Raw genomic sequence first — 8,596 nt, forward strand, 5'->3', positions numbered from 1 at the left:
ATATACAAAATTAACTTCATATATATTACCATGATTTTCTAATTGTGTAATTAGAATTTCATTTTTTCTGTTTTGAGCATTTTTTGTTTATAATGGTAAAGGAAAGAAATCTGTGTACGGAGGAATATTATGCTGCAAGACTCAATTACGAAAGATGAAATTATGATGATTGCGAATGAGTTCGTTCAAGGGCTTGATCCACAGCAAGTTGCTGATCAAGAGCATGTCGCTACAGCTCGGCAACTATATCGTAGTGGTGTTGTCTATAACGTTGACTTTGATGGCTATACGCTATCCGGAACTGTAAATGCTGAAGGCAGTGTATATAGCGTTCACATCCCGATTCGTAATGTCACTGAAAGCTATTGCGATTGCTTCGCGCCAACGCAATGTCAGCATATGCTTGCTGTGTTACTATCTGCAGCTTCTAGTTTTGGGCAAGTAGGAGATGTATTAACTTTATTCAAAAATAATACAAAACCTTCTCTTCCTCCTATTCGAACTGCACGACAAGTATTGCAATCATCAGCTTTTGAAGAAATGGATTATAAAAGTTGGCAAACATACTTTGAAAATGAATATGAATCATTTAAAAAAGAACAAGCGCGGCTCACTTATAAACAAATGTATTTTCTTATGAGTCTTTTTACAGACTTCTATACAAAATTAGAACGGAAAGCTCCGCGCATCGTTGCTATTCATGAATTATTTAAGTTGCACGCGGCACTTTATTGCTTTCAAAAATTATTAGAAGAAATTCAAGAATTTGAAGCAAACAAACTATATTCTTATCACCAACCAGTTAACGTCGTTCGCCTATTCGTTGATAAAGTTGAATCTACCGTTAGGGACCTAAAAACAGAGGCGATTCCAGAAGAATCCAAACCGATTTTAGAAGAAACAGCACGGCTCATACATGAAGCATTCTTCTCTACCGATGCCTATACACAAGAGCGATTCTTCATTTATCGTCACGTATGGGGTGAACTGTTAAGAACAGAAGAGCAGCTACAAGAAGAAAAAAAACGAATCGATACTAAAATCAATCCACTTTCCAAAGCATTAGCATCTTCTCACCTGCTCTTTTTAAACGGTAAAGATGTATCGGCAATGGAATTACTGGAAAAACAGCCTTCTTCTGTTGTGAGCCTTTACTTCTATTGGTTAGAAGAGTTATTAAGTTCGATGGAGTGGGACCGCGCTAAAGATTGGCTTTCCTTTACTTATAAACAAGTAAAAGAAACGATAACGGAACAAGAAAATACCGTCTTCATACAAGATATCGTTCGATTATTTGTGATGATGTATGAGACATATGCAACGCATACGAATGAACAAGCGGGATTAGAAATGATTTTACAAGAACTATTACCGTATAGTTTCACAAATTATGAACAATATGTACTTGCGAAGAAACAATACCATGCATGGACGGAACTTCAGCTCTTATATGGATTCGAAGTAATCGAACTTTTGAAAGAACCATTGAAAGATATTGAAAAAGAAGCGCCCGAAGCAGCACTTCCTCTTTATCACCATGCCGCAATGGAAGCAATTGAAGAGCGAAATCGCAAATCATATAAACGTGCCGTTCGTTACTTAAAGAAATTACGTATGCTTTATAAACGACTGAAGCGAACTGATGAATGGGATGCTTTCATTATTCATATCGCTAACTTACATTCACGTCTGCGTGCACTACAAGAGGAATTACGGAGAGGAAAATTAATCGATGATCATACAAACTGAAGTAACAATTAGGCTCCAGCACGTTAGTCAAGGTTGGTTCCTTTGGGGAGAAGATGATAGCGGTACGCTCTTATCCGTAGCAACTTGGAAAAAAAATGCATTCGCATGGCACTCTACTTCTTTCTACGGAACGTTTTTAAAAGAAGCAACGTATGAGGGAAAACAAGGCGTTATGTTAACGAATGCACAGGCATTTGAATACATCGCAAATAAACCGATGAATTCATTTGCAAATATGCAAATGAACGGTCCTATTACGGCACTTACAAAGGACGCAAGTGAATTATGGGACGCTTTCGTCAGCGGCAGCTTCGCACCTGACATGAAGCATTGGTCTCAGCAGCCATCTTGGAAAGTTCAGAATACCTCAATTGAAGATGACATGTTAGCATCTCTTTTCTCTGCCGCTGTGAACGAAAGTATTTTGCAAGATGCTCGCTCAAATGACGGATGGGAAGATGCAAAGAGACTATATGAACATTACGACTTTACGAAAAGGCAATTGGAAGCAGCACTACATGAAGAAGATTGGCTTCGAAAAATTGGTTACATTGAAGATGATCTTCCATTTACAGTCGGCTTAAGACTACAAGAACCGCAAGAAGAACTTGAAATGTGGAAGCTTGAAACAATCGTTACACCAAAACGTGGTGCACATCGCATATATGTATATGAAAGTATCGATTCCTTACCAAAACGATGGCACGATTACGAAGAACGTATCCTTGAAACACAAGAAGGATTCAGTAAGCTCGTACCGTGGCTAAAAGAGGACGACAAGTTCCGAGAAGAACTCTTTGAAACGGAAGCTTGGAACTTCTTAACCGAAGCAAGTAATGAATTACTGGCAGCAGGTATTACAATTTTACTACCATCATGGTGGCAAAATTTAAAAGCAACAAAACCGAGGTTGCGTGTACAGCTGAAGCAAAGTACAGCACAAACACAGTCTTTCTTCGGCATGAATACGCTCGTTAATTTCGACTGGCGCATTTCAACGGACGGAATTGATTTATCAGAAAGTGAATTTTTCGAACTCGTTGAACAAAACAAACGTCTTTTCAATTTAAATGGTCAATGGATGAGACTTGATCCTGCCTTTATTGAAGAAGTAAAAAAACTAATGCACCGTGCCGATAAATATGGACTTGAAATGAAGGATGTGTTGCAGCAACATTTATCTAATACGGCAGAAACAGAAATTGTAGAAGACGATAGTCCGTTTACCGATATTGAAATCGAGCTAGATGGATATTACGAAGAGCTTTTCCAAAAACTTCTACACATTGGAGATATTCCAAAAGTAGATGTACCATCTTCGCTACAAGCAACACTCCGCCCATATCAACAACACGGTGTTGAGTGGTTACTATACTTACGAAAGCTTGGATTTGGAGCGTTATTAGCCGATGATATGGGACTCGGAAAAAGTATTCAAACGATAACTTACTTACTATACGCTAAAGAAAACAATCTCCAAACAGGTCCTGCATTAATTGTGGCACCAACATCAGTCCTTGGAAATTGGCAAAAAGAATTTGAGCGTTTCGCACCAAGTTTACGTGTTCAGTTACACTATGGAAGTAACCGATCTAAGGATGAGTCATTTAAAGATTTTCTTCAATCGGCAGATGTTATATTAACTTCTTATGCATTAGCTCAGCTTGATGAAGAAGAACTTAGTACGTTATGCTGGGACGCTGTTATTTTAGACGAAGCACAAAATATAAAAAACCCACATACGAAACAGTCGAAAGCAGTAAGAAACCTACAAGCAAATCACAAAATTGCTTTAACCGGTACACCGATGGAAAACCGACTTGCTGAGCTTTGGTCTATTTTCGACTTTATCAATCATGGGTATCTCGGAAGCTTAGGACAATTCCAGCGCCGCTTCGTCACACCGATTGAAAAGGACCGCGATGAAGGAAAAATCCAGCAAGTTCAGCGGTTTATCTCGCCGTTTTTACTGCGCCGTACGAAGAAAGATCAAACGGTCGCATTAAACTTACCAGATAAACAAGAACAGAAAGCTTATTGTCCACTAACTGGCGAACAAGCTTCCTTATATGAACAACTTGTTCAAGATACATTACAAAATGTAGAAGGATTAAGCGGAATTGAAAGACGCGGATTTATATTACTTATGCTGAACAAGCTAAAACAAATTTGTAATCACCCAGCCCTTTATTTGAAAGAAGAAGAACCACAAAATATCGTCGAGCGCTCTATGAAAACAAAAACGGTAATGGAGCTCATCGAAAATATAAAAGACCAAAATGAAAGTTGCTTAATCTTCACTCAATACATTGGCATGGGGAACATGCTAAAAAGTATGTTAGAAGAAACATTTGGTCAGCGTGTCCTCTTCTTAAACGGGAGCGTACCGAAGAAAGAGCGTGACAAGATGATTGAGCAGTTCCAAAACGGAACGTATGACATCTTCATCTTATCGTTAAAGGCTGGCGGAACAGGATTAAACTTAACTGCCGCCAACCATGTTATTCACTATGACCGTTGGTGGAATCCAGCTGTAGAAAACCAAGCAACAGACCGTGCTTATCGCATCGGTCAAAAACGCTTCGTTCACGTTCATAAGCTTATTACAACGGGAACACTTGAAGAGAAGATTGATGAAATGTTAGAACGAAAACAATCATTAAACAACGCCGTCATTACAAGCGATAGTTGGATGACCGAACTATCAACCGACGAACTAAAAGAATTACTTGGCGTATAAAGTGAAACTTTAATCAATGGGTTTTGTTCATCCCCCACTGATTATTAGCCTTCACCAATCGGGCTTTTACGGACAGTTAATGCTGGATAAGGTGGATGTTTCTATTCCCACAAATAGCGGGATAAATGAAAAAGGAGCAAATCTCTAACTGAGATTAGCTCCTTTTTCTATGCCAAAACCAATTGCTTATTATAATTCCTGTTAACCCGCCGCACGTATCAAGCAATGAATCTTGCCACATCGGTGTACGGTCTCCTGTAAACCATTGATGAATTTCATCAAATGTTGCATACCCCGCAACGAAAAGGAGGGCGTATGCAAAGCACCTTTTTCTCGAATAACCCGATCGATGAAAAGCATAATACGTCAATGAGCCGAGCATAAAGAACACCATAAAATGAGCACCTTTACGTAGGAAAAACTCAACAAATCCAGCTACACCTTTATTTGCGATACTAACAGGTGTACCTCCGCCATAATCGATAGATACCCATGAAAAATGCTCTTTCACAAACTCAACATTTACATATTGCTCAATATCCGAGCGCATATCCTGTTTTTTATATGGCTGAGCTGAAGAATAGAAAATAATCCCCATCCATAGTAATACAGGAATCCAAAATAACCATTTACGATTCATTCTTCCGAAAACCCCTCTCTTAGTCTTTTAAGAGTACCAAAAAAAAGAAAAAATTTCACGCCAAAACATGACATTTACACCCTATTTATAAGGTGAAAGGGGGTGATAAACATGGCAGTTGAAACAATCGTAATGGATTTAACTTTACGCCTTGTATTAAACGGAGGATTAGACAAAAACGGTAAAACAGTTTTTAAGAACAAGCAATTCAAACGTGTAAAAACAAATGCAGATTTAGGAAAAGTACATGAAGTAGCACGTGCTCTTGCTTCACTACAACAATCATCACTTCACGCTGTACAACTTGTAAGCACGTCAGATCTTTCTAATCTATAATTAAAAAGGAGGGAATAAAGCATGCAAGTACTAGAGTTAATTTTCGTGAAAGAAGATGGAAAAACAGTTGCCTTTTCTATCGAAAATCCCATTACACCAGTAAAAAGGGTGCACGCCTCATAGAAAAAACGCTTCTGTTGCAAGAAAAGCATTACCAAATGAACGAGTTTCTAAGTATCTTAGATTAGTGAATAATAAAACCAACGTTCAGGTTTGGGAACATAAAAAAACTAAAAGGGCATTTTATAATGGCCTATTGGTTTGTGGAAGTGTTTGAAATTGTCCGGTTTGCGCAGCGAAAATTAGTGAGAGACGACGTAAGGATTTACAGCATGCTTTTAAGTGAAGGTGGTTATATCGCTTTATTAACCCTTACGTTTGGTCATAATAAAGCTGATAGATTAAAAGAAACGTTAGAAAAATTCGGATTAAGTACGAGTTATAAATATGGTTTGGATTTGCAAGATGGAGATGAAGCTCAAAATTATTTAAGTAAACATGGTACTTGGGGTTTGGATCAGGAACTGAGTAAAGCGCATATTAAAAAAGCTAAAAATGATTCGATGACGCCTTTTGATTTTTTACGGAGATATCTTGAGGAAGATGATGAAAAGTATTTAAAATTATTCCTAGAATATGCTGAGTGTTTCAAAGGTAAGCGCAATTGCAATGGTCACAAGGTTTGAAAAAGAGATTCATATTAGAAGATAAGACAGATGAACAAGTTGCTAAAGAGAAGCTAGAAGACGCTGATTTGTTAGGTTTATTAGATTATGATATTTGGAAAAAGATTTTAAAATACGAAAATCGTTCCTACTTCTTGGATTTATGCGAGAAATATGATTTCAAGAAAGCGGTGAATATCGTGTCTAACTATAAGTTTGACAAAAATAAAAAGCCAAGTCCCCAAGAATTAGAACTTGACTTCAAACAATAGCACATTGTTATATTTTAATTCTTTTGGTGTTAGCGCACTAAAAGGATTTTTTATTGTTTTAATGGAATTATTATAACATAAAATCTGAGTCTTGTTCACGGATTTAATTGCTATTTATTAGTTTTGAGTGAATGTATTCTTTCGTAAAATGCCAATTTTTTGCTTAATTCCTCGCACTTTTCCTTTAATACCTCGCACTCCCTATTTTTGTTGTCGAACCGTTTTGATAAACGTTGGATTTCCTTTTGTAATTCTGTTGAATCGTTAAGTATTCGTGATATCCGCCCTGTTAAAGTAGTCTGTTTTACAAGTTCTTTTATCGCCATAAACTCCAACTCCTTTATGTTTTTTAAATAAAATTCTCTATGAGTTATAAGTTTCCCTTCATTTATATTTTAAAAAAATGATATAATTGTTTTAAATTAAAAATCAAAAGAGGTGCGACTTATGAGTTATAACGGTTCGGATAAAAATTTAAAAGTAAGCCCTAATTTTAATTTTATTGATGATGTAGGGAGTGCAAAACCTTTAGAGCATAACGTAGATGGACAAAAAGTAATTGTTCCAGTACGACAATATAGCAAGGAAGGCTTTGTTGAAATGAAAACTAATTCCTTTAGATCCTTGCTCGACTCTTTAAATGACAAAATAAAAAAGAACTGGGATTCATATGAGAAAGAAAAAAGACAAACGCAATTATTAAATACTAAATTACTAAACAAACAAGCGGAAATTGAAATGCTAAAAACAAGATTAAAAGCTTATGAAAAATTTGAAAACCAACAAGGAAAAGGAAGGCCAAAAGTATTAAGCGGTGAAGAATTAGCTATTGCCTATAAACATCTTAAATCTTACAAAGAAAAGACAGGTCGCTATAACTATTCGAGGACTTTTCGTTACATGCAAGAAAATTATGCATATGAAGGCTCTCACGTAACGCTGATAAATAGTTTAAGAGAAAAACATCCAGAAATACTGGATAAGCCTTCACAAATTAATACAGGGCAAAACAAACGGTCTAAACCACTATTAACTGATGAAATGTTAGAAATTGCTTATAAATATCGTATGAAAAATTCAAGAATAGCTGAAGATGGAAAGCGTAAATATCCCAATACTATGAAAATAAACGAATACTTGAAAATAAATCATGGTTACTATGGGGGAGTTGAGCAATTGAAAGAGAGATTATCAGTTAAAATTAGAGAACAAAAAGGTGTTCAGAAAATGGCCCCGGCATCGCTAGCTGTTCAAAAGTTGTTTCAAGAAAAATTGAAAGGTGACAAATGATTGGAAAATGGGTAGAAGTCGAGATAAATGGTCAAATATGCTACGAAAAGTTAAAAACAAAGAAGCCTTACCGCCAGTTATCATAAGAGCAATATGGACTCGTTATTCTTGTGGACAAACACCAGAAAAAATATATGAAAAACTAAAAGAAGAACGACAAATAAGTGCTAGTTTGGAAACTATAGAAACTTATATAGAGAAAGTAGTAAAGCCTTATTTCGATAAAAAAGAGAGTGGAGAAGCTTAATTTCTCCACTCTTTTTTACAATCAGGACATTGCCAGTTCAAGATTGTATCGCGTGTGATACTTGAAATCCCGATTTTTCGAGTAAAATGAGTGCAGCCATACCATTTTTGTGATTCTTTAGGAATCGGATCACCTTGCAAATTAGCGTTGCAATGAGGACAAAATTCTTTGCTATCGTTCATGTAATTCACCTCCTTGTTTTTCGGTGTGAGTGTTGTGTCTGAGTATAAATTTGATAAAAATAAAAAAGACAAGTTCCTCCCAAGAACTTGACTTTAAATAATAACTTGTGATTTAAGTATCTAAATTATATGTAGATTAGATTTATTCAATCCTTTTGATGCAACCAACACCGAGAGGAGTTTTTGATTTTTTTGACGGAATTATTGTACCATAAGTTTAGTTTTTTGTTCAATTCAATGTAGTTATAGTTTTGTTTTATCATAAGGTTTTAATTTTTGTCCACAGTTTAACGAAAATCAGCTCAGTTTAGCGAAGTATCAGTTCATTCTCATAAAGTATTAGCTTAGTCTCATTAAGTATCAGCTTAGTCTCATTAAGTATCAGCTTAGTCTCATTAAGTATCAGCTTAGTCTCATTAAGTATCAGCTTAGTCTCATTAAGTATCAGCTTAGTCTCATTAAGTATCAGCTTAGT

Annotated in this window: 9 protein-coding genes and 1 pseudogene; 8 read left to right on the top strand and 2 right to left on the bottom strand. The window is 36.1% G+C overall.

Annotated elements, in window-relative coordinates:
* Positions 1-129: 129 nt before the first annotated feature.
* Together AC1DKZ_RS21670 and AC1DKZ_RS21675 are read left to right on the top strand one after the other, a co-directional pair.
* On the top strand, positions 130-1,749 hold the full coding sequence (locus AC1DKZ_RS21670; protein ID WP_476997014.1) for an SWIM zinc finger family protein: 1,620 nt from the start codon (positions 130-132) through the stop codon (positions 1,747-1,749).
* Positions 1,733-4,489 (top strand): DEAD/DEAH box helicase, encoded by a 2,757-nt coding sequence (locus AC1DKZ_RS21675; RefSeq protein ID WP_002129993.1) that lies wholly within the window; start codon positions 1,733-1,735, stop codon positions 4,487-4,489. Before AC1DKZ_RS21670 ends, AC1DKZ_RS21675 begins: the two co-directional genes overlap by 17 nt.
* A 154-nt stretch (positions 4,490-4,643) precedes the next feature.
* Here AC1DKZ_RS21675 and AC1DKZ_RS21680 read toward each other — a convergent pair whose 3' ends face one another.
* Entirely contained in the window at positions 4,644-5,129 is a 486-nt protein-coding gene (locus AC1DKZ_RS21680; RefSeq protein ID WP_002184633.1) for a VanZ family protein, read from the bottom strand.
* A gap of 111 nt (positions 5,130-5,240) precedes the next feature.
* Here AC1DKZ_RS21680 and AC1DKZ_RS21685 point away from each other — a divergent pair, with 111 nt between their 5' ends.
* The 6 genes and pseudogenes from AC1DKZ_RS21685 to AC1DKZ_RS21710 all read left to right on the top strand — a co-directional run bounded on the left by AC1DKZ_RS21685 (position 5,241) and on the right by AC1DKZ_RS21710 (position 7,939).
* Positions 5,241-5,465 (top strand): DUF1659 domain-containing protein, encoded by a 225-nt coding sequence (locus tag AC1DKZ_RS21685; protein WP_002016256.1) that lies wholly within the window; start codon positions 5,241-5,243, stop codon positions 5,463-5,465.
* A 21-nt stretch (positions 5,466-5,486) separates the two neighbouring features.
* Positions 5,487-5,576: pseudogene (locus AC1DKZ_RS21690) on the top strand (DUF2922 family protein); the annotation flags it as partial.
* A gap of 137 nt (positions 5,577-5,713) precedes the next feature.
* Positions 5,714-6,151, top strand: coding sequence for a hypothetical protein (locus AC1DKZ_RS21695; RefSeq protein WP_341114430.1), 438 nt, complete (start codon positions 5,714-5,716; stop codon positions 6,149-6,151).
* The gene (locus AC1DKZ_RS21700) at positions 6,130-6,402 is read left to right on the top strand and encodes a hypothetical protein (RefSeq protein WP_025148143.1); all 273 of its coding nucleotides are present in this window, start codon (positions 6,130-6,132) and stop codon (positions 6,400-6,402) included. Before AC1DKZ_RS21695 ends, AC1DKZ_RS21700 begins: the two co-directional genes overlap by 22 nt.
* 447 nt (positions 6,403-6,849) lie before the next feature.
* Positions 6,850-7,692 (top strand): hypothetical protein, encoded by an 843-nt coding sequence (locus tag AC1DKZ_RS21705; protein WP_476997015.1) that lies wholly within the window; start codon positions 6,850-6,852, stop codon positions 7,690-7,692.
* 7 nt (positions 7,693-7,699) lie between these two features.
* A complete protein-coding gene (locus tag AC1DKZ_RS21710) occupies positions 7,700-7,939 on the top strand; it encodes a hypothetical protein (protein ID WP_016127659.1) in 240 nt (79 codons plus the stop codon).
* On the opposite strand, the gene AC1DKZ_RS21715 is transcribed toward AC1DKZ_RS21710, so the two are convergent.
* Entirely contained in the window at positions 7,936-8,121 is a 186-nt protein-coding gene (locus AC1DKZ_RS21715; protein WP_033713836.1) for a hypothetical protein, read from the bottom strand. The two genes, AC1DKZ_RS21710 and AC1DKZ_RS21715, sit on opposite strands and share 4 nt — an antisense overlap.
* Between the last annotated feature and the right edge of the window lie 475 nt (positions 8,122-8,596).

This window comes from Bacillus sp. 05T21 (assembly GCF_056396785.1).